General features: G+C 48.5%; 24 protein-coding genes. 13 read left to right on the top strand and 11 right to left on the bottom strand.

Annotation, left to right across the window (positions count from 1 at the left end; genetic code table 11):
- Positions 1-7 precede the first annotated feature (7 nt).
- From L0665_RS02490 to L0665_RS02515, 6 genes are read right to left on the bottom strand one after another with little or no spacing between them, the layout of a single operon-like run.
- Positions 8-1,192: a potassium channel family protein gene (locus tag L0665_RS02490; RefSeq protein WP_274924133.1), complete on the bottom strand. Its 1,185-nt coding sequence runs from the start codon at positions 1,190-1,192 to the stop codon at positions 8-10.
- 55 nt (positions 1,193-1,247) lie between these two features.
- The gene (locus tag L0665_RS02495; protein ID WP_274924134.1) at positions 1,248-2,450 is read right to left on the bottom strand and encodes a magnesium transporter; all 1,203 of its coding nucleotides are present in this window, start codon (positions 2,448-2,450) and stop codon (positions 1,248-1,250) included.
- Between the two features lie 22 nt (positions 2,451-2,472).
- Positions 2,473-3,411, bottom strand: a complete 939-nt coding sequence (locus L0665_RS02500) for a ribonuclease Z (RefSeq protein ID WP_420847040.1) — start codon at positions 3,409-3,411, stop codon at positions 2,473-2,475.
- Positions 3,408-4,181: a sugar phosphate isomerase/epimerase family protein gene (locus L0665_RS02505; RefSeq protein WP_274924136.1), complete on the bottom strand. Its 774-nt coding sequence runs from the start codon at positions 4,179-4,181 to the stop codon at positions 3,408-3,410. Before L0665_RS02505 ends, L0665_RS02500 begins: the two co-directional genes overlap by 4 nt.
- Positions 4,178-4,729, bottom strand: coding sequence for an AAA family ATPase (locus L0665_RS02510; RefSeq protein WP_274924137.1), 552 nt, complete (start codon positions 4,727-4,729; stop codon positions 4,178-4,180). Before L0665_RS02510 ends, L0665_RS02505 begins: the two co-directional genes overlap by 4 nt.
- Positions 4,730-4,747: 18 nt before the next feature.
- The gene (locus L0665_RS02515) at positions 4,748-5,509 is read right to left on the bottom strand and encodes an anaerobic ribonucleoside-triphosphate reductase activating protein (protein ID WP_274924138.1); all 762 of its coding nucleotides are present in this window, start codon (positions 5,507-5,509) and stop codon (positions 4,748-4,750) included.
- A gap of 139 nt (positions 5,510-5,648) precedes the next feature.
- On the opposite strand from L0665_RS02515, the gene L0665_RS02520 reads away from it, so the two are divergent.
- From L0665_RS02520 to aglJ, 10 genes are all read left to right on the top strand, one after another.
- Positions 5,649-6,266 carry a type I 3-dehydroquinate dehydratase gene (locus L0665_RS02520; protein WP_274924139.1) on the top strand — a complete coding sequence of 206 codons (618 nt, stop codon included), beginning with the start codon at positions 5,649-5,651 and terminating at the stop codon, positions 6,264-6,266.
- Positions 6,267-6,347: 81 nt separating this feature from the next.
- On the top strand, positions 6,348-6,953 hold the full coding sequence (locus L0665_RS02525) for a 5-formyltetrahydrofolate cyclo-ligase (protein ID WP_274924140.1): 606 nt from the start codon (positions 6,348-6,350) through the stop codon (positions 6,951-6,953).
- Positions 6,954-7,476: 523 nt separating this feature from the next.
- On the top strand, positions 7,477-9,948 hold the full coding sequence (locus tag L0665_RS02530) for a CDC48 family AAA ATPase (RefSeq protein ID WP_274924141.1): 2,472 nt from the start codon (positions 7,477-7,479) through the stop codon (positions 9,946-9,948).
- Positions 9,949-9,975: 27 nt separating this feature from the next.
- Positions 9,976-10,443: an Hsp20/alpha crystallin family protein gene (locus tag L0665_RS02535; RefSeq protein WP_274924142.1), complete on the top strand. Its 468-nt coding sequence runs from the start codon at positions 9,976-9,978 to the stop codon at positions 10,441-10,443.
- Positions 10,444-10,494: 51 nt separating this feature from the next.
- Positions 10,495-11,394, top strand: a complete 900-nt coding sequence (locus L0665_RS02540) for a class 1 fructose-bisphosphatase (RefSeq protein WP_274924143.1) — start codon at positions 10,495-10,497, stop codon at positions 11,392-11,394.
- A gap of 133 nt (positions 11,395-11,527) precedes the next feature.
- Positions 11,528-11,764 (top strand): LSM domain-containing protein, encoded by a 237-nt coding sequence (locus L0665_RS02545; protein WP_274924144.1) that lies wholly within the window; start codon positions 11,528-11,530, stop codon positions 11,762-11,764.
- Positions 11,765-11,776: 12 nt separating this feature from the next.
- Complete coding sequence (locus L0665_RS02550) at positions 11,777-12,121, top strand: helix-turn-helix domain-containing protein (RefSeq protein WP_274924145.1); 345 nt, start codon at positions 11,777-11,779, stop codon at positions 12,119-12,121.
- Between the two features lie 35 nt (positions 12,122-12,156).
- Positions 12,157-12,654 carry a hypothetical protein gene (locus L0665_RS02555; RefSeq protein WP_274924146.1) on the top strand — a complete coding sequence of 166 codons (498 nt, stop codon included), beginning with the start codon at positions 12,157-12,159 and terminating at the stop codon, positions 12,652-12,654.
- Positions 12,655-12,704: 50 nt separating this feature from the next.
- A complete protein-coding gene (locus L0665_RS02560; RefSeq protein ID WP_274924147.1) occupies positions 12,705-13,073 on the top strand; it encodes a hypothetical protein in 369 nt (122 codons plus the stop codon).
- Between the two features lie 66 nt (positions 13,074-13,139).
- On the top strand, positions 13,140-14,063 hold the full coding sequence (gene aglJ, locus L0665_RS02565; RefSeq protein ID WP_274924148.1) for an S-layer glycoprotein N-glycosyltransferase AglJ: 924 nt from the start codon (positions 13,140-13,142) through the stop codon (positions 14,061-14,063).
- On the opposite strand, the gene L0665_RS02570 is transcribed toward aglJ, so the two are convergent.
- The 5 genes from L0665_RS02570 to L0665_RS02590 all read right to left on the bottom strand — a co-directional run bounded on the left by L0665_RS02570 (position 14,045) and on the right by L0665_RS02590 (position 17,859).
- Entirely contained in the window at positions 14,045-14,575 is a 531-nt protein-coding gene (locus L0665_RS02570; protein WP_274924149.1) for a class II aldolase/adducin family protein, read from the bottom strand. The genes aglJ and L0665_RS02570 overlap by 19 nt on opposite strands.
- Positions 14,554-15,177, bottom strand: coding sequence for an endonuclease III domain-containing protein (locus L0665_RS02575; protein WP_274924150.1), 624 nt, complete (start codon positions 15,175-15,177; stop codon positions 14,554-14,556). Before L0665_RS02575 ends, L0665_RS02570 begins: the two co-directional genes overlap by 22 nt.
- A gap of 6 nt (positions 15,178-15,183) precedes the next feature.
- Positions 15,184-15,456: a thioredoxin family protein gene (locus tag L0665_RS02580; protein ID WP_274924151.1), complete on the bottom strand. Its 273-nt coding sequence runs from the start codon at positions 15,454-15,456 to the stop codon at positions 15,184-15,186.
- A 67-nt stretch (positions 15,457-15,523) separates the two neighbouring features.
- Positions 15,524-17,008 carry a preprotein translocase subunit SecD gene (locus tag L0665_RS02585; protein WP_274924152.1) on the bottom strand — a complete coding sequence of 495 codons (1,485 nt, stop codon included), beginning with the start codon at positions 17,006-17,008 and terminating at the stop codon, positions 15,524-15,526.
- Positions 17,005-17,859 (bottom strand): protein translocase subunit SecF, encoded by an 855-nt coding sequence (locus L0665_RS02590; RefSeq protein ID WP_274924153.1) that lies wholly within the window; start codon positions 17,857-17,859, stop codon positions 17,005-17,007. The genes L0665_RS02585 and L0665_RS02590 overlap by 4 nt, the downstream gene beginning before the upstream one ends.
- A 210-nt stretch (positions 17,860-18,069) precedes the next feature.
- Between L0665_RS02590 and L0665_RS02595 the strand changes: the two genes are divergently transcribed.
- The 3 genes from L0665_RS02595 to L0665_RS02605 are packed head-to-tail and all read left to right on the top strand — an operon-like array spanning position 18,070 to position 19,138.
- Positions 18,070-18,384: a DUF2551 domain-containing protein gene (locus tag L0665_RS02595; RefSeq protein WP_274924154.1), complete on the top strand. Its 315-nt coding sequence runs from the start codon at positions 18,070-18,072 to the stop codon at positions 18,382-18,384.
- Between the two features lie 55 nt (positions 18,385-18,439).
- A complete protein-coding gene (locus L0665_RS02600) occupies positions 18,440-18,709 on the top strand; it encodes a hypothetical protein (protein WP_274924155.1) in 270 nt (89 codons plus the stop codon).
- Between the two features lie 21 nt (positions 18,710-18,730).
- The gene (locus L0665_RS02605; RefSeq protein WP_274924156.1) at positions 18,731-19,138 is read left to right on the top strand and encodes an archease; all 408 of its coding nucleotides are present in this window, start codon (positions 18,731-18,733) and stop codon (positions 19,136-19,138) included.
- Positions 19,139-19,145: the final 7 nt, after the last annotated feature.

Below are 19,145 nucleotides of genomic sequence, written 5' to 3' on the forward strand. Positions count from 1 at the left end.
GGTATATTCACGTTCCGCGGGAGAGATCATACAGACGGCATTCTCCATCCCGTCGCCCTTTGGCTATGATAAGATCACCGGAACGTAATTTTTCATCCTTTCTCGGACGGTATTTCCATTTATTCTGATGCCTGACAGCAAGGACAACCATACCGGCCACCGTTGTCAGTGAAGCTTCTTTCAGGCTTTTTCCAGCAAGTTCAGAACCTTCGTGCACTTCAATCCGTGAAATGATTTCATCTGACTCACGTACAATCTTCTTAAAAACGGGCGGAATCTCGATGTCACGCAATATGACATCAATAATAGAACCTGCGGCGTTTGTAATATTATCTGCAAATGATGACATATAGAGTAAACCACGCAGGTACTCTACATTTGAGATGCGTTTGGCGGCTTCAAGAATCCAGAGATCCAGATTATACCGCATGTCATCCATACGGGTCCCAAGGGAGACTACTTCATCGGCCACCTCCCTGTTGTTAAACAGCAGCGATGTATATGCAAGGCCGACTGCAAACTCTGAAACATCCTTCATCTTGACAATCAGACGGACAGCCCGGTCAAGGTCTGTCACAACACTTCCTTCAGGAGACTCATCGATTGCCGGGATCTCTGCCCCGCAGAGATCATACAACGGGATAATACCGCTCTCAGGGCCTTTTGCAATGATGATATCACCGTCAAGAATACGGGTGTCGCGCTCGGGGTCATAAATCCACGAGACTCCTCGCCTGATTGCAATGACACGCATTCCGGTCATACTCTGGAGTTTCTGCTGGCCCAGAGTGACACCATCAATGATGCTCTCTTTTGCAACAACCACACGTTCGGTAACCTCTTCGGCATCCGGCATCGCAAGCCGGAGTTTTGCAGGAAACTTCACATCTTTCAGGATGATGGTTGCAATCTCAGAGGCAGAATTTGAAATTTTTTCTGCCGCTTCACTGACCTGCAGCATCCCGCTCATCGACTCAGCTTCCTCGACCCTCCGGGCCCCGAGAATACTCTGTATCCGTGCCTGGTAGACCAGTTGGTTCATCCGTTCTTCAAGGGTGATAACTTCCTGGGCAATCTCCCGGCTTTCAAAAAGAATCGCAGAATAAGCAAGATCAACCATCAGTTCAGAAATATCCTTCATTTCAATAAGTACATCTTTAAAACTGACCGGCTGGTACTCTAAATCACTCATGGGTGTATAGTCCTTGTATGATACTCTTTGTCGTATCTGATATTATCGTATATCCTTATATGAGTATATTAATAACGGCGACAAGGATACCCGCACCAACCAGATCTATTGTACTTGTTATCACCGGAATGCCGAAATTATCCGGGTCAAGTCCGTACCGGAAGGACAATCCTGCAGTTGCATAGGCAATCAGATTTACCATCGTTATGACAACAAAACCGGATATGGTACAGATACTCATGAGCACAAAAAGGCCGGGGGATGATATGCCCATAATAAGAGATGCCTCCTGGGCAATCAGGCCAATCAGGGGGAAGACAAACAGTGCATAGATATATGATCCGCCAAACTGTTCCAGCACCGTCCGTTCAGGATACACCTTCACATCAATTTCACCCATATGCATACCTGTTGCGAGCCGGGAACAGAGAATCCCTCCAATCGAACCACAAAGCCCGGTAAACGGCGGAATGATGATCAAAAACACGGCAAATTCGATGAGCTGTTCCAGATCAAGCGTATATGTCAGCCCTGCAAGTGTTCCGACAAAGGACAGAATCAGGAGAAGCGGCAGAATTTCACGGTTTATCTCAAATACCGGTTCATCAAGGTACACGGAATAGACAACACAGGCAACACTCACGAGAAGCACAGCAACAAAGAGGACATTGAGCAAAAAAGGTGCCAGAGTAACAAAGAACAGGGTTGTTATGACAAGAACAGGCAGAGTGACAATATCTCCTGCTGTTGTCACAGTAGGTGCCGCGATCATATCGAGATCAAGACCAAAGCGGTAACTGACAAGCACCACGAGGAGCGTGATACCCATTACAATGAGCCCTGAAATAATGCCGGACACAACCGAGATGACCACATAATCAATAGCGCTCAGACCCTCAATGCCAAATACAACGCTTATGCCGGAGACGATGAGGCCCAGCCAGAATCCAATTATTACCGTTGATAAAAAAGATGCCCGAAGATTTGATCCCAGCACAGAATCACGGGAAAACTCTACTTCAAATGCCCCCAGGTGCATCGATGAGGAGAGGCGGGATGCAAGCACGCCGGATATACTCCCCCGCATATTTATGGACGGGGGTACCATGACCATCAGTCCCGGAAGAAGATAGATGACGTCACGTGCTGAACCGAGATAGATACCGGCGGCGCTTGCGGCAAACGCACATATTAACAGAGCAATGAACCCGGTTAAAAACAGACGGGTTCGGGTGGATATCTGTAGCTCCAGTTTCATCACCTTCCCCTGTCATTTTTTATCAGCTCCGGTATGGTATTTCAATTATTTCGAGATCAACAGGCGCAAACACCTGCCCTGAATAGTGTTCCCCTGCATCCTGTATATGCGTTATCGTATTGGTATAACGAGAACTGGTATGAACAAGGGCGAGACGGGCAGCGTCAATCTGGGCTGCAACCATCCCAGCATCTGCTGCAGTGGAATGAAACACCTCGGGTGCACGGTCTCTCTCACTCTCGTCAAAGGTGGCATCATGAATAAGGAGATCAGCATCCATGCCCCATCCCAGCCAGGAGCGCACATTTGGACGCGTGTCACCGGTGTAGATTATTTTCCGTCCGGGACGCGAGGGGCCAACCACCTGGTCTGCGGCCACAACGGTCTCCACCCCATCCGTTTCTATGGTGATATCCTCTCCGCGCTGAAGTTTCCCAAAGAGACGCCCCTCCGGCACACCAAGCCGGATTGCCTCTTCACGGTTAAATCTGCCCGGGCGTGCATCCTCTTCAAGGATATACCCCAGCCCCGGAATTCCGTGCTGAGCAGAGAATGCACGGATCTTGTAACCTTTGAATGGTACCACATCCCCATGATTCAGGGCATGGGCTTCCAGCCTGAAACCAGGAGGTTTCTTAGCAAGTTTCAGGATGCCGTCAACAAACTCGTCCACCCAGCGGGGGCCGTATATGGTGAGCGGTTCTGTCCGGCCCATAAATGAGAGCGTATGAATCAGCCCGGGAACTCCCAGATAATGGTCTGCATGCCAGTGCGAGATGAAGATGGCATCAACCGTAAAACCAGTCCGCGCCCGCATCATCTGCTGCTGCGCCCCCTCACCGCAGTCAAAGAGCAGGGAATCTGCCCCACGCCGAATCATAATACATGCCGGATTCCGGTTCGGCGTAGGGAGGGCCCCCGCCGTTCCAAGGAAATAGACCTGCAACGTTTCACCTGCTATTGAAAACACCTCCTGAAAACGTCTCTGCTTACAACTGCTTCGTCCAGATTGCGACCTTCCACGACACAGATACCGTGGTATGCAGCACTGATACGGGCGCCTGCATCATCCCAGTCAATGGTGCCTTGTCCCAAGGCAAGATGTTCATCCGAACGTCCGTGGTTGTCGTGGATATGCATATGTGTCACGGTATTAATACGGTTCAGGTAGGTTTCCACCTGACCAGTGGTGTTTGCATGCCCAAGGTCAACTGTTGCATAGATACCGTCCACACCCTCAATCATCCCATAATGTTCATCTGCTTCCATACAGAGGAAATCCGGAATTTTTGGCATATTCTCGAGACAGACGCGGACCCCGGTATCAATACCTGTTGCTCCAATCTGTCGGAGTGCCTCCTTGTGGAGGTTCCAGACCTTATCCGGCACCAGACGCCCATGAGGCGAGACATAGCCCGGATGAATCGTTACAACGTCTGTTATCTCTGCTGCCTTAGTGACACATATCTGCATCTGCCGGATAGATTCGCAGTAGATGGGATCGTTCAGAGACCCGATATTGAGATCGGTAAAAGGCGCATGGACGCTGATGGCAAGATTTGTTGTCTCAATAATCTCCACAATTTTGGCAAACGCCTTTGGGTTGTCCAGCCGATAATTGCCATCAGCAGAAATTTCCCAGCCATCATACCCACACTCTTCAATACCATAGACCCACTCCGGTGATGACCACACCTTGGAGGAGGAGGCGAAATAGAGCGGAAGTGTCATGCACGTTCCTCCAGACACTGACGAAGCAGTGCCCGCACTGCAGTCCCATACTCCTCTATTGTCCCATCATTCATGACGGTCACATCTGCCATACCAAGCGCTGCATCCAGTCCCCAGCCGCGTTCCCGCTTGTCACGTGCAATGAGTTCAGCAGCCGAGACAACATCGTCCTCCCTGCCACGGGAGAATATTCGTTCCAGCCTCACCGCATCGGGACAGGCAACCCCTACCAGATAAAAATCAGGGAAGTGTCTTCTGAAGAGCACGACTTCAGCTTCACTGCGTATGCCGTCAATAATGACGACCTCTGTCCCGCACGCCTCCACACGAGGAATGGTAAGTTGTGCTATTGCATCACGCCCCATCTTTGCACGCAGCTGTGCTGAAGCTTCTCCCATCGATAGATCAGACAGGGTTTGCCCCGATGTACGGACATATTCACGGATTGAATCCCCCATCACCACAACAGGGATATCTAGATCTTCCGCAATACGCGAAAATTCGCCTTTGCCACTTCCGGGAAGGCCGACAATTCCAATTACTCTCATATATTTTATATCCTCAATTCAGTATTTACGGCGGGCCTGCAGAATATCTGTCAAGACAAAAGAATCAGCGATGATTATCTGACCGTTTTTATAGGTAACTTCACCATCATCCCGCGTGCGTATGCGTACAGGACGCTGTATTTTATCTGCAAGACCTTTCAGTTCATTAAACGACAGGGGAGTGATATCCCCGGAAACGCCCTGATTTAATACAAAGTCAACATCAGGCACTTCACGGGAGATATATGCCACATCATCTTCACGGCCCGGGAAGAGGGTGACCACTGCCTGAAACTCTGAGAGCGTTCCTGCGAGATATGCCTCCCGGCAAAGGGCAAGTGAACGCTGCACTTTTATTGTTACCTCGGGTTTTACTTTCAGAAGTTTGGGATAATGTTCCCATCGTGTTTTGATATCCAGATGAACAAGGTCAATAAGTGACCGTTCAATAAGTGCCTCCAGAGTATCGGGAAACACCCCATTTGTCTGGACACCGACCTTTAAACCCATTGCACGGCACCCTTCAGCGAGCGCAATCAGCGCATCTTTCTGCATCGTTGGTTCGCCGCCGGAAAAAATCACCCCTGAGATGAGCATCCGGGATGAACGAATCAGATCAAGAATCTCATCCACAGGACGGAGGTCTGATCCTGTCTGTATATTCGGATTATGGCAGTAATGGCAGTGAACCGGACATCCACGCAGAAATACCGTACAGACCGACCGCCCTCTCCAGTCAACAGTACTAATTGGAACAAATCCACCATAATTTACGTTCAAAAAATCACCAGTTAGTATATATGTTCGGGCCAAACTCATTTGAAGGTTTCAATTCTCTCAATCCCGGCATCCCCTGCCGGATGCACGCCAGACATACTAATACTGCCCAGGCACAAAACGGTACAGGCGGAAGACAATTATGAAGACGGTTGTTGCCCTGACACGCCCAGCAGATATTGATGCAGCTGCTGATTCCGGGGCGGATTATATTGAACTGCGCATCGATCTCTTTAACGCAGAACCAAAAGAGGTCTGCCAAAGGGATGACGTTCCTTTTATCATAACACTCAGGAGCAGTGCTGAAGGAGGAAAATTTACCGGCAGTCCGGCAGAGTGGTGGAAGATTGTTGAACCATGGTGTCTGTATGCGGCATATATTGACATCGAACAGCGGTTTTCTGCATATGCTCATGAGGTCCAAACGCGCGGGGTTGGTGTCATCGCATCCCTTCACCTGCCCGACACACCCGATACCGATACGCTGTATGCCTGTGAAAAGAGCCTCAGAGCGTATGGCGACATTCCAAAAATAATCACGACACCCCATTCAAAAGAAGATCTGCTGCGCCTGCTCGCCATCACTGCCGCAACCGAAGGCCCGGTATCCACCGGAACGATGGGAACGGAACTGAGGTTTGGCAGGGTTCTTACCGGTCTTTTTGGATCAGAGATGGTATACTGCCACTTCGGCACACCTACAGCAGAAGGTCAGTATCACATCGAAGAAATGCGGGAGATAATTCGCCTGCTTGAATAAAAGACAATAAAGGGAAAAACCATTTCACCAGAATCATTCAGGAATACTCCCAAAAAAAACAGCACAGGACACAAACACACCATGAACCCAATCGTATCCACCAAAGAGCAACTTCGCCAGACTCTGCATCTGCGGAGAGAAGAAATACCACCGGAACAGTATGCTGCAGATAGCGTTGAGATAACCAGACGTCTCCTGAATATTTTACGCCCCTATCAGACAATCCTTGTCTATTCATCGAAACCACCGGAAGTCGATACCCGGCCACTCATCTCCGCACTGCTTGAGGAAGGAAAAAACGTCATCGTCCCTATCATCCAGCGTGAGGACTGCAGTCTCCGGCTTTCGTATATCAGAACTCCGGATGTACTGGTACCAAGCACCTTTGATGTGCCCGAACCTCTCGGAAATGAAATCCCGGCGGACCCTGCTGAGATTGAGGTAGCACTGATTCCGCTTCTCGGGTTTGATACCGGGGGCAACCGTATCGGATATGGTGCGGGATATTATGACCGGTTTCTTGCACAGCACACCCATTTCCCTACCGTGGGTATCGCGTTCGCCGTGCAGGAATGTGATACGATACCCCATGAACCAACTGACCGGACGCTTGATGCAGTCGTGACTGAAGCAGAATATTTCATATTCTCAGAACGACTGGATTTGAAGTATTTACCCAATAAATAACCCAATAATCTCCTAAATACAGCCCAATAATACCCTCAGGTCTTCACCAGACTGGACGGGTATGCCCATCCATTTATTCCATTTTTATTCCATTTATCAAACCCTTCCCCTCTAAATATTACTCTGCAGGAAAAAGGTGCAGAACACACAAAAATCTCAGAAATCTCAACAAATTAAAATATTATAAAAACAGGCACAATACCCACCATCACTCCCCGATATGGCCAATCACACTTGGGGAAAAGTCTGCAGGGATGGGGGCTCCTCCCTCCCTTACTCTTCGTCCTTACTCTTGCCCTTACCTTCTCCCTTTCTCTGAATCTCAGTTCATTTTCACAAATATCCCCCATTACTCCGTAAAAATGCATAAAACACGAAAATATGCCAGGAATTACTCCGTCCACAATACCTTTTTGTATCCCAGACAGACATGTCCACAGCATGTCAATTCGTACGTTAAGCACAAAAGTTTTTATATTATCGAACCTTTACTATTGGTAAATATAACCGGAGACACCTCATTATGACACAAACATCACCCGTAGAAGTTACCGTTAAAGAAGCAGCACATGAAGACGCCGGACGCGGCATTGCACGCATCAGCACAGACGTAATGAACAATCTCGGACTGCGGAGCGGTGACGTGATTGAGATATGCGGCCGCGAGAAGGCCGCAGCCATCATCTGGCCGGGATTTCCGGAAGACCGCGGAAGGGCCATCATCCGCATTGACGGGAATGTCCGGGGCAATGCTCACGTGGGTATTGACGAGAAAGTAAAGATTCGGAAGGCTGAGGTGCACGAGGCGAAGAAAGTGGTCATCCAACCCACACACCCGGTTCGTCTCAGCGGATTTGAACAGTCGTTTGCACGGATAATTGCCGGACGGCCGGTCGTCGAAGGCCAACAGTTCCGCGTCGCCCTCCTTGGCACTACGCTCACCTTTGTTATCTCAAAACTCTCTCCAAAGGGCGTGGGCATTGTGACGCAGAACACTGAAGTGGAACTGAAAGAAGAACCATACAGCCCAAAGGAAGGGAAGAAGACATCAGATATTCCTGACATCCACTATGAGGACATTGGCGGACTCGGGCGTGAACTTGACCAGGTGCGTGAGATGATCGAACTTCCGTTACGCCACCCGGAGATATTTGAGCGCCTTGGGATTGAACCGCCCAAGGGTGTGCTCCTCTACGGCCCACCGGGAACAGGTAAGACTTTAATTGCAAAAGCGGTTGCAAACGAGGTGGATGCGCACTTCATCACCCTCTCAGGCCCTGAAATAATGAGCAAGTACTACGGTGAATCCGAGGGGAAACTCAGGGAAGTCTTTGAGGAGGCACAGGAGAATGCACCAACGATCATCTTCATCGATGAAATCGATTCAATCGCCCCCAAACGTGCAGAGACAAAAGGGGAGGTTGAACAGCGGGTGGTAGCGCAGCTTCTTTCCCTCATGGACGGGCTGAAGGGTAGAGGCCAGGTCATTGTCATTGCCGCAACAAACCTGCCGGATAATATTGACCCCGCACTCAGGCGCGGAGGCCGGTTTGACCGGGAGATTGAAATTGGCATCCCGGACAAGAAGGGACGACTGGAAATATTCCAGGTCCACAGCCGTGGTGTCCCCCTTGACCTTGAATCTGTCACCCTCACCGAAGAAGATCATGTGGCAGAGGGGGAAGGAAGCACCGATGAGGAACGAAAGCGAAAGAAGTTCCTGAAACCCTATGCAGCAGCTACCCACGGATTTGTCGGTGCAGACATCGCACTTCTCGTGAAGGAGGCTGCGATGCATGCCCTGCGCAAGAGCATGGTCGGCATCCAGATGGACGAGGAGATTCCGCTTGAAATTCTCGATACCCTCCGGGTTACAAAGGAAGACTTTGATGAAGCCCGTAAAAATGTTGAGCCATCTGCCATGCGTGAGGTACTCGTTGAGATTCCGGAAGTTACCTGGAATGATGTGGGCGGCCTTGAGGACATCAAAGCCGAACTCACCGAAGCGGTTGAATGGCCACTGAAGTATCCGGAGGTATTCGAACGGCTCGGCACACGGCCACCGTCCGGCATCCTCTTATTCGGCCCACCGGGAACAGGTAAGACCCTGCTTGCAAAAGCAGTCGCACATGAGAGTGAATGCAACTTCATCTCCATAAAAGGGCCGGAACTCCTCTCAAAGTGGGTAGGTGAATCAGAGAAGGGCATCCGTGACATCTTCCGGAAGGCACGCCAGGCAGCACCGTCAATCATCTTTTTTGATGAGATTGACTCACTGTTACCGCGACGGGGCAGTTACGAGGGTTCGTCCCACGTCACCGAGGGCGTGGTCAGCCAGATTCTGACCGAACTTGACGGGCTCGAAGAGCTGAACAATGTCACCATCCTTGGTGCGACAAACCGGCCGGATATGCTTGACGATGCGATGATGCGCCCCGGCCGGTTTGACCGGATCATTTATGTGCCTTCACCCGACAAAGACTCACGCAGGAAAATTTTTGCCGTGTACATGGATGGGGATGAATCCGTCCTTGCAGGTGATGTCGACACAGAGGCACTGGTTGACGCAACAGAAGGATACGTTGGTGCAGATATCGAGGCACTCATCAGGGAAGCGAAACTCGGCGCAATGCGGGAGTTCATCATGGCAATGGCAAAAAGGAACGACAATGAACGCAGCGATGCTCTCGCAAACGTGCGGGTAACAAAAAAGCACTTCGAAGATGCAATGAAGAAAGTGAAGGCAACTCTTGACCAGGAAGCCATTGAGAAGAATGAACGGCTTGCATGGAGCTTCATCTACAATGAAGAAGACCGCTCAGTCCTGGAAAAGGCAGGGTCTGCCCTCACCCGTGCAGGATTCGGGCACCAGGACAATGCAGCAGTCCAGGAAGCCAGAAAAACACTCAGAAGTGCCACATTCGGGAAGACAAAAAAAGACATCCCGGCAATAAAAAAACAGACAGAGGCCCTTGAAGGCCTTCTGGAATCCTGAACAAAACCTGAGACGGAGAAATATAGTATGGCAGAAGAACCGGACGAGCGGATTAATCAGTACACAGAACTGATACGCAGACTCTTTGAAGAGGCGATGAAGGCAGGTGAGATGCAGCCCGGAGAAATCAATATCATCATCGCTGCAGCAAGTCTGCCGAAAGGCATGGATCTGGCAGAACAGGGGGAGATGAAAAAACCGGTTGTACGCGAACCGGTCTTTGAACGCCAGGAACACCAGGACAGTGTGACCATCACCGCAGATCTTCCGGGCACAACCCCGGATGATATCCGGTACACTCTTCAGAGGGGGATAATCTACCTTGCTGCACGTGCAGATGGCATCATCTACCGCGCGGCATACCCGGTTGAAGATGCAGCAGAAAATACCCTCACCCAGACATATAAAAACGGCGTAATTGAGTTCACCTACAAAAAACAAGGCCAAAATATCGGAAACGTGCACCCAGGAAGCGGTAGCAGCAATGACATTTAATCTCCGGCAATAGGGGAACGGATAATTACCACTGCAGATATATCACGATGCATGAAGACCCTGCGGCAATACCTCGATGGGACTGCATGTGAAAAACAGCTTAAAGACCTCATTGAGCTCATCGCGTATCAGTCCATTCCCATCCGGGATGCATTTATTGACAACCAGTCGTATGCAGGAACAGAGAATACCTATGGGGAAGAACAGGCAGCCCTTGACAAATGGGCAGACACCCACATCATCTCTGTCCTGGGAAAATCCGGTTTTGTAAAAGAGATCGCTTCAGAGGAACAGCCAGATATCGTCCGTTTCCCCGATGCAGAGGGTGATTACGCAGTGGTAATGGACCCACTTGACGGATCGTCACTGATTCAGGTTAATCTCGCCGTCGGTACGATTGTCGGCATATACCGGGGAGGAAATGCCCTCCAGAAGGGAGAAGATCTCGCGGTTGCTATGTATATGCTCTACGGGCCAATGACCGTTCTTACCATAACGGTAGGAAACGGTGTATTCACCTTTGCCTTAAATTCAGAAGAGACATTTGTGCTCCTGAAAGAAAATATTCAGATACCCGAGGGAAAGCTCTTCGGAAGCGGTGGCATTCGGAATGAATGGCTTTCAGGCCACCATGATTTCATCTCACTCTGCGAACAAAATGGAGGAAAATTGAGATATTCCGGTTCATTTGTCGCTGATTTTCACCAGATTCTGACATATGGCGGTGTCTATTGTTACCCGGCAGCTCAGGGAAAACCGGAAGGAAAACTCAGACTGGTCTTTGAAGGAAACCCCATCGGGTTCATTGCAAAACAGGCAGGCGGGGCAATCAGCGACGGCACACAGGATCTCCTCACTGTTATACCAACAAAACCGGATCACCGCACGCCAATTTACGTGGGCAGCAAAAATGTCATTGAATCAGTAGAATCATGCATGAAAAAGCAGTAAATACCATCCGGATATGATCAAATCGTGAATGGGAAGGTTCCCACATGGCAGGCAAAAGAGAAAGGATTCTCTCATCCTGCCATACATGGATCAAAGAAAAGTTTAACTATATTATAACACCACTTAAATGAAGATGGTAAACAGTATAGTCCTCCCTATCAAGAAAGTATTCGCTCTCGTGGATTCTCAGATTACTGTTGAAATTAAAGACGATCAGCGGATACTTCAGGGGCGGCTTGTCGCAGTGGACGAGCACCTCAATATTCAGATGGACCAGACAGGCGAATATACAAACGGCCAGAGAGGAAGGACACTGGGGACTGTTGTTATCAGGGGAAGCAACATTCTGACAATAGCACCCGTCCTCTGAAAGGCTGGCACAATGACAGATCTTGCACAAATAGCTCTCAGAGAAATTCAGTCACATCCGGAGGGGGTACTCCAGAGTGGACTTTGGAAAACGCTTGAAATCGACAGCAGAAAATGCTCGCGTGTCGTAAAAGCACTTCTTGACGATGGTAAAATCGAACGGATTGAATACAGGAGAGAGGGCCAGAGGACCTATCTCCTGAAAGCAAAAAAACCGGCAGTAGACCCGGCGCTTCTAATTGCAGGGGGAGAACTTATTCCCTGCATATGTTGCGAAGAAGAGTGCGAAGTGCTTGTCTGCCCTATGCTCCTCGACTGGATGTACCAGCTTGCCATCGAGGAGTTTGAAGAAAAATAGAAACATTTTTCGCCTCTTTTTTCTTTAACTACCGTATGAAAGATGAGCGCGAGTGCGCAACATCGCAGGTAACAGGAACCCTCCTTATTGTCGCAATTACGGTCATCTTATCAATTCTTCTCCTGTTATCTTTGCATATACCTGATTTTGACTGGGAATATACCGAACCACCGGTTATCTTCAGCATCACCTCCATCACGAGTTCACCTCCGACATATGAAAGTCAGGTGTTCCTGAGAAATGTAGTGAAGAAGAATTACAAAAATCAGGAACTCGCCGCAAAGATTTACTGCAATGATATACTACTCCCCTGCACCATTCAGACACTCAATACCCATGAATTCATCCCCACTGCACATTACGGGGTAAAAAACCTCAAAGGAGCCGGAGGATGTAGTGAAACATGGAATTATAACCAGCTGTTGCGAATAGACCTTTCAGATGGCTTTATTCACCCAGGGGACAGCATCAGAGTGGACATTATCAAAACATCGACCAATTCCGTGATATCACGAGATTCCATGCAGGCATAATCTTTCCTCTAAAAAGAGATTCATATACATTCAATACCAAAATTTCCGCAATGAAGGTAAATTTCAAACGGTATGGGCTGTATCTTATCAGATGGCAGCTATCCACGCCAATTCTTGCAGGAGTAGGCATCATACTGGCTTCAACGGGTGCCCTTGTGGCAGCGATTGTGGCGAACCTGATTGGCGGCCTCATGTTCTTCTGGGTTGATCGTTTTATCTTCACATCAGAAACACTGGACGCGCAGTGGGAAGTAAAAGAGAATATCTGCTGTGTTGACTGCGGAAAAGTAACACGGGGATACCGACTGGTCAGGGCAGAGTCCTATGACCGCTCAGATGATCCGGAACCGGAATTCAGGTGTGAAGAATGTTCAATAAAGAAATCAGATGAACTAAAACGCCAGGGACATAACCACTGATTTTTCGTACAGGGCATCACCAAAACCTTCAAGGCTATAACAGAGTGGAGGTACAATCTATATACCATGGTTATCGACCGCAGTCAGGTCTGTATCTTTATTCCGACCCTAAACGAAGAGCCGACAATTGGAGAACTCATATCCCTGTTTCGGGACAAGGGATATTCCCACATTTTCGTAATGGACGGTAACAGTAGTGACAGGACTGCAGAAATAGCAGAAAAAGCAGGTGCTGAGGTGGTGCTTCAGCACTCACGCGGAAAGGGAAATGCAATCATCGAGAGCATTGAGCACTTCCGGGCCCCGTATATCCTGATGCTGGACGGGGATATGACCTATCTCCCGGAAGATGCGGAACTGATGCTGGAACCCCTTTTTACCGGATGCGACCACGTCATCGGAAACAGACTGGAGTTCCCGGAGAAAGGCGCACTATCCCTGCTCAATCTCTTTGGCAATAAAATAATCAATGATCTGTTCCGGATGGCTCATGGCCGTTATCTGGCCGACATCCTCTCCGGATACCGTGCATTCACCCTTGAAAGCATCCGACGCATGAACCTCTGTGAAAGCGGATTTGAAATAGAGACAGAGATGGCATCCGAGTCTGTCCGCAACCAGCAAAAAATAAAAGTTGTCCCGATTCATTATGTGAAGCGACCGGGAACAGCCACAAAACTCCGGCCCCTCCATGACGGGGCAAAAATAATCTCAACCCTTTACCGCCTCGCACGACGCAGCAACCCTATGTTTTATTTTGGAATGATTGGTGGGGTCATCTCCATTCTGGGTGCAGTAACCGCCATCTACGTCCTCTATGAATGGCTGAGAGGCATTGAGCATATCCCGTTAACCATCCTCACGACACTTCTCATCATGGGAGGATTGCAGGTATTTATGTTCGGCATCCTGAGCGACATTATGCTTGCAAACCAGCAGGAACTCAGGCGGGAGATTCAAAGCCTCAAAAATCAGAGGCCGCCGGAATAAACCAGTATCCGTGCGGCATGTTCGGCAACAGCTGTCAGAATATATGCATCCACAAGCGATTCTGCCCGTGCAAAAGTGCCATGGCCCCGCGCAATGACGAGAGGGGACGTGACCAGAGCGGCGGCAATATTTTCTGCAAGCTCATCCGTACCCGGAACACCCTCAACAACAGGAATCTTTGGTAAAAGCATCTGTCCTTCACTATCAGCAGGAATTATGGTATCACAGGAGAGTGACAGCGCCACCGAATATGGCGGATGCGCATGGACAATTGCTCCTGCATCTGTTCTCCCATAGGCCTGCAGGTGGACACGATATTCACTGGATGCACCAGCTCCCGGAACTCCCTCGTCTGAGACAAAGACCGGTTTTGCAGGGACATCCAGAAACGAACCTGTCGGGGTAATTTCAAATCCGCCTGCCACACGCCGGGAAAGATTCCCAAATACCGACGCCACCAGTCCTTCCTGATGAAGCCGCGTTCCAACATTCAAAAATTCAGTATCATGCATTCTTCACACCTCTTTTTTACACAGTAATTTTTTGCATATTCAACAAACCAGGCATGGCACTGCCGATGGGCCTGGAATTCATCAGGTAGGAGACCCTGAAAGAGTGCCTGCAGATCGGAACCGGTCCGGGAAATTTTAGCACATCCACAAATCCGATGGGTATATGCATCAATAACAAAGACCGGACGGTTAAATCCGTAACAAAGAATACTATCCGCAGTCTCTGGTCCGACCCCCTTTATCGCAAGAAAAAAGGCGCGCAGACGGGGCGTTGAATATTCCCTCAGACAAGGTATCCCGCCACAGGACAGAATAGTGGACGCCAGGCATTTTACCCGAACACGTTTTATCCGGTAAAAACCAGTACAGTATATTGCGTCCTCAAGGGCCTGGTCAGAGGCGCCGACAATTCCTGCGAGAGAACACATGCCTGCTTCCCGCAGACGAATCAGTGCAGTCTCAACATTCTCCCAGCGGGTCTGCTGGGTCAAAACAGCACCAATAATTACCTCTTCAGGGTCGCCCGGCCACCACTCGACGGCACCATATAACCCCTGAAAAAGGGTTATAATCTGTTCTGCCTTCTGTTCTTCCGGAATCATACCTGTCTATTCAGTCAGGGGTTCGAGCATGCGCATAAGTGCATCTGCCGGAGTCACACCTTCCAGGCGCTCCTTTACCACCCCGTCCTTCTCGATAATCAGTGTAGGCACAACCATAATCCCGTACTTCTGTGCAAGATCAAGATTGTCATCTACATCAATCTTCTTTATCTCAACTGAATCTCCCATCATCTCTTTCAGTTTTTCGAGTTCCGGGGTCTGAAGTTTACAGGGTCCGCACCAAACAGCGAAAAAATCCATCAATACTGGTTTTGCCATAATAATTCCTCATGCATGTGTGAGGATAAGAGAAATATAAGTATTGTGATGGGGGGCCACTGTTTTTTCAGTGGTCACCCGGTTTTTTTGAAAGAATTGCCATAATGATCTTTCCATAGGCAGGCCGGGTGATAATTACACCAATCAGCACACCCAGGATAGTGATAATGGCAAATCCTCGAAGATTCGCAAGATCCATCACTGCAAGTGGCAACATTGCGATGATCGTCGTACATGCCGCCACCATGATAATACCCAATGCACGGTTAAACCGTTTCAGGTACAGGTTCTGTGACGGTACACGACCTTCGAATATGACTTCATCAGTAATCACCACCAGCTGGTCAATACCGGTACCAAGCACAGCAATAAGACCTGCAATACTTGCAAGATCCAGCTGCTGGATATAAACCGCTATGCCCAGCAGAATAATAACCTCTACAACGGTTGTTCCGATCATCGGAATCACAATTGCCGGTTCACGATACCAGTAGTATACCGTGAAAGCAACAGCCATGAGGGCAAGAATACCTGCGATTACAGACATTACCTTGAAGTGTTCACCAAGAGTAGCAGAGACGGTGCCTGATCCGGCAATCTCTACATCAACCGGAAGTGCACCGGCACGCAGGTGTATTTCAAGCTTCTTTGCATCTTCAAGCCCTTCCTCACCAGCTCCTGTTGTTGCACGAAGTTCACGGACGGGGGTGGTTTTCAGTTCTGCTGCCAGTTGTGGATTCAGGCTTGCACTGTAGACCGTCTCATCGTCCAGAAGCATCATAATCTCATGTGCATCCGGATTACTCGTTGCCCCATAGGTATTTGCAGCATTCTGGAACGCATCAGCGCCACTCTCACTGAGAGTAAAACCAACTCCCCAGACATCACTGCCCGGCGGACTCTGTGTCGGTGTTGAAACACTCTTGATTGAGTCACCGTAGAGTACATGTTCAGACTCATTTCCAATCGTCTGAATCCGTATCTCAAACTTACCCTGTGCACCAACGATCTCCTGTGCGGTGGTAATATCAACACCAGCAAGTTCAAGCCTGATGTACTGGGTCACACCATTGAGGCCGGTGATGGTATTGATACGTGCATCTTTTGTTCCAAGATTATTGACCTTATTCTCTAAAATCAACTTAATCTGGTCAGCAGTATCCTTTGAGACACCCTTTTCATAGGTGACAAGGGACCCACCGTTCTCTTCGAAAACCAATTCCAGTTCTTCACGGGTAAACGGCGCCCGTATTTCAATACGGTCTTCTTCAAAGAGGAAGACCTCAGCATCCAGTGCATCTCCAATGCGTGCAGCAAAGACCTCCGGGTCTTCATCTGTTTCAAACCGGATAACTTCTGACTGGAAGGAAAGCTGAATCCATGAACCACCCTCAAGATCAAGTCCGAGCTGAAGATTACCAGTCATTCCGTTAGAAATACCCGGTGGAATAACATAGATACTCACCAGCGAGAAGACCACCAGAATGATCATCAAAGCAACACGCCAGTCTTTCAGTGTATTAATTAAGCCACTGTCAGTATCGTCACTCATCTTTTGTCACCTCCCGCATACCCGGTCAGTATTCCTGCATTCAGCATCCAGGTATTCATCAGATCAACGAACAAACCAAGTAAAAGAACGGCAGAAATATCACGGATAACATCTATCTGCCCAATCCATGAGACAATAAACATGAGTGCAACGGCACTGATGGTTGTGGATGTCATGGTAAATCCGGTACGGAATGCACCCTGCATCTTCTCGGAAAACTTTCCTTTCCGTTTCAGAACACGGGTTGTTAAGAGAATATCACTGTCTACCGAATACCCGATAAGCATCAAAAGCGCAGCTGTCGTTCCAAGAGTAAGGGTAATCCCCACTACATCCATGAGTGCTGCGGTGATAACAATGTCAGAGAATGCGGAGAGCACAACAGCAATGGATGGAACAAAGTTTCTGAAGACAATGAATACAACAATTGCCATCCCGATAAACGAGAAGAGAAGTGCCCAGAGTGCCTGTGCCTGCAGAGTCTTTCCGAATGTCTCTCCAATCTGGTCAACCTTTGCATCAGGGTAATGTTCATTAATCACTTCAGACAATTTCAGAAACTCATCATCCGGCATATACTCAAAGACAACATAGTATCCTCCGTTTACCCCTTCTCCAACACTTTTCAGGGGATAACCAGAGAAGTACCCCTCAACGACTGCCTGAGAATCTGCTGTCGGCGGAATTGTCACAGCAACACCCCCTGCAAAATCAATACCCGGGTCAACAGGCATACCTGTTGTGAGGGTATTGAACCCCAGGAAAAGAAATGAGACTATCAGTAATGCGATCGGCAGAGCAACCAGCTGCCGTACCGTATACTTACTGATATCATAGGTAGGAAATTTCATACAGAGGAATATTGGGAAATAAAGAGATTAAATATGATGTATTAATTAGATGAAGTCAGGCAAATTCATCACTTATTGTCAGGAGGATAAGAAGGATGACGCAGATTTCACCGACACCTTTTTTTTGGTACAATCCGGCGCAGGATATTTGTCACGATTGACAACTCACAATACGATAAAATTAAATATCATTCATTCAAATGAGCGTGTATGCGATCCGCGGCTGATCTGAAGCATGAGATTGAGCGCCGTTTAAAAGGATACCTTAAACGGGACACGTCAGGCATTCGCCATGAACTCCTGAGTATATTTATAAAAACCAAATCTGTGACCATCCCGGAAGTATTTGATCAGCTAAAAACGAAATATACCATCACCCTCCAGTCCGTTGCGTCAATGATTGGAACTGTTGCGTCACGAATCGGCATACTCAGAGTCCAGAAGAAAAATGCCAATTCCACCAGTGTCTATGTGCTCAAGGACAAGTATACTGACATGGTTCGTACACTGATACTGGCAGTGTGAAACCGACTGCTCCATCAAAACCTATTTTTACCCCGGTATTCAACCAGTTAAAGATATGGAAAATTGTGATGACAATCGTGTCGCCGGGCATGACATTGTTGTCTCTGATGACGTAAAATCCTATATTCTTCAGAGAAATATTGATTTCAGGGTATGTACATCATGCGGAGGGCCTATTCTCCTGTCCACCACTGTGAAACCCCCGAAAGGATCAGATTATGAGATATATATCGGAGACAACGTACTTTATGTCTCCATATATCAGGCAAGGTATCTTGACAAAATCGATATGGATATGATCCCTTCATACTGTGATTGTTTCTAAGACTTTATACAGGAAACGACAATGCCTTTTTCTGAACGCGAACACACCGCAGACGTCCTGATGCATGTCTGCGGTGCGACAAAAAAAGAACTCTATGAAGAAGCGGCACGGGCTCTTTTTTCGGTGATGTTTCCTTCTTCTGTAAAGGAAAAAGCCACGATTCATTTTACTCTTGATGAAGAGGACGGGGAACGGCTTCTTCAGGAATTTCTCTCAGAAATCCTTTTTTATGCTGAGGTTGAATGTGTGGCACTCTCGCGGGCGGAAGTTACGTTCACAGCGTCTGGCCTTTCAGCAGAACTCTTCGGGGAGCCTTTCCTCAGGGAAAAACATGCAGGGGGAACCGAGGTGAAAGGAATATCACTTTCAGGAATGGAGATTACGAGGACTGACGAAGGGTGGTGTACGTTGGTTCTCTTTGATGTGTAAAAGGAGA

The sequence above is a fragment of the Methanogenium marinum genome (assembly GCF_028912405.1).
Taxonomy (GTDB): Archaea; Halobacteriota; Methanomicrobia; order Methanomicrobiales; family Methanomicrobiaceae; genus Methanogenium; species Methanogenium marinum.